Origin of the sequence: Floccifex sp. (assembly GCF_051873555.1) — a bacterium.
GTDB lineage: Bacteria > Bacillota_I > Bacilli_A > Erysipelotrichales > Erysipelotrichaceae > Floccifex.
The window spans coordinates 1-1,790 of record NZ_JBJEEY010000103.1 but is presented as its reverse complement, the minus strand read 5'-3'; the positions used below and the strand labels follow the sequence as shown (position 1 = coordinate 1,790).

The window sequence follows — 1,790 nt, the reverse complement described above, 5'->3', positions numbered from 1 at the left end:
TCGCACGTAAGATTCCGGTTCTTAAAATCTGGGTTCGACTCCCAGGGGACCCATATCAAAATATTTTTCAATAAAAACAAAAGAGTCATAAATCTTAATGTTAAAGGATTTATGACTCTTTTGTTTTTATTTTAATTTAGCCTAATTCGACAAAATCACAAATAAATGATCTAAAAATCAAAACTCTTAAATATACCTAGAATTATTAATTTCTAAAACTAAAAAATATAGTCAAAATTATTTCTATCAAAAAGGCAAAAACACCCACTCCTAGTAGGACTGTTCCTATAATATGAGCATCATTGCTCTTTAAGAATGCCACCATAGCTGCTCCTACTATTTCTTCAAACCAAAAGACTATTTGAAAAGCTTTAGGATAAACCAAGTATTTTATGTATTCATCCCTCTTCAATACAAATCTATCTTTTTTCATATTAACCTCCTAAACTTAGGCTAACTTAAAATTATTTCCGCTTTTATCCTTATCCGATTTATCTTAATAATACTGCCCAGTTTAAAAGGTTAATTTTTCTTGTAATGCATTTATTACATTTTTACTCAGGCCAGCTAGAAATTAAATTTTCATAACCACATTTTTTCATATCCTCTCTAATTTTTTGAGCCTCTTCTTTGTTACCGTTAAATAATAAATGCATATAAATGCCAGTTGTCTTATATATCATTAAATGAAATGAAGTTGCCTTGAGAATTATGTATTTTATGACTTCGTTAATACACCCTTTTTCTTCACTAATTTTCCTCTCATAGCACATAGCTAAATAATTAGCGAATATTCTTAAATATCTCTCTAGCATTAATTCAGAAAAATCTTCTTTTTCAGCCGTTATTAATAACCTACCAATAAAAAAATCTAGTTCATCTTGCGCCCATAAAGGCATAGTATTAGCAAAAAGTCTTAATGATTCAGGTCTCTTAGTCCAATGCCGTCCTTCATCAAATTCTTTCTTTATTTCTTTTCTAACTTGTGTACTTAATTTATCAACGTCACCCTTAAAATAGGCTACAGTTACTATCGCACGTAATTTTAAAATTTCGTTCTTTGATGTGGAAATAATCTCTTCAGCATATTCTTCTATTTCGTTAACATTCTTTGTATTAACAGCATGATCCATCTTTATTTGTAATTGATTATCAATTTTATTTTCTTGGGAATTATATGTATTCTGAATAAGCTTATAGAATGCGGTAATATCGATTTTATTTTTTAATAATATCTGAAATAAATTCTCTGAATTTATCATATACATCCCCTTTTCCACCTTAGCGTAATGCGGTCTACTAATAATGCCAGCACACATTTCTTGCTGAGATAGACCTAAACGTAAGCGTTCCGTTCTTAATGCTTGTCCAATTTTCATTATTAAGTCCTTTCATTGCTCTTATCTTTTTTACTCTAATTTTAAATAAATCATTCTTTTTATTTTCAATATTAAAAATAATATTTACCAAAATCCTCTTCATTGACTTCATACTTTTAAAAATATGCCGTTAAATTCTTATGAGAGTAGCATTAACACAGATTTCTTGGAACCGCTATTGTTATATAATTAGAAAGTTCACATAAATATTTTAGTAATATAGAAAGGTAGTTTATGACTGAATCACAAAATAATCCCAAAAAGATGATGTGGACGACCCTAGCAATGATGGCATTCTCCACCGTGTGGGGATTTGGTAACGTTGTTAACGGTTATGTCTACTTTGACGGAACAAAAGTCATCTTCAGTTGGATCGTAATGTTCCTTCTCTACTTTGTTCCTTATGCACTG

At 29.7% G+C, this 1,790-nt stretch carries 2 protein-coding genes and 1 pseudogene; 1 reads left to right on the top strand and 2 read right to left on the bottom strand.

All coding sequences use genetic code 11. The features are described 5' to 3' along the window. Positions 1 to 205: 205 nt before the first annotated feature. Together ACI32A_RS05880 and ACI32A_RS05875 are read right to left on the bottom strand one after the other, a co-directional pair. On the bottom strand, positions 206 to 433 hold the full coding sequence (locus ACI32A_RS05880; protein ID WP_439754109.1) for a hypothetical protein: 228 nt from the start codon (positions 431 to 433) through the stop codon (positions 206 to 208). 121 nt (positions 434 to 554) lie between these two features. Beyond that, positions 555 to 1,379 carry a helix-turn-helix domain-containing protein gene (locus ACI32A_RS05875; RefSeq protein WP_439754108.1) on the bottom strand — a complete coding sequence of 275 codons (825 nt, stop codon included), beginning with the start codon at positions 1,377 to 1,379 and terminating at the stop codon, positions 555 to 557. Positions 1,380 to 1,613: 234 nt separating this feature from the next. Between ACI32A_RS05875 and ACI32A_RS05870 the strand changes: the two are divergent. Further along, a pseudogene (locus tag ACI32A_RS05870) lies at positions 1,614 to 1,790 on the top strand (amino acid permease); the annotation flags it as partial.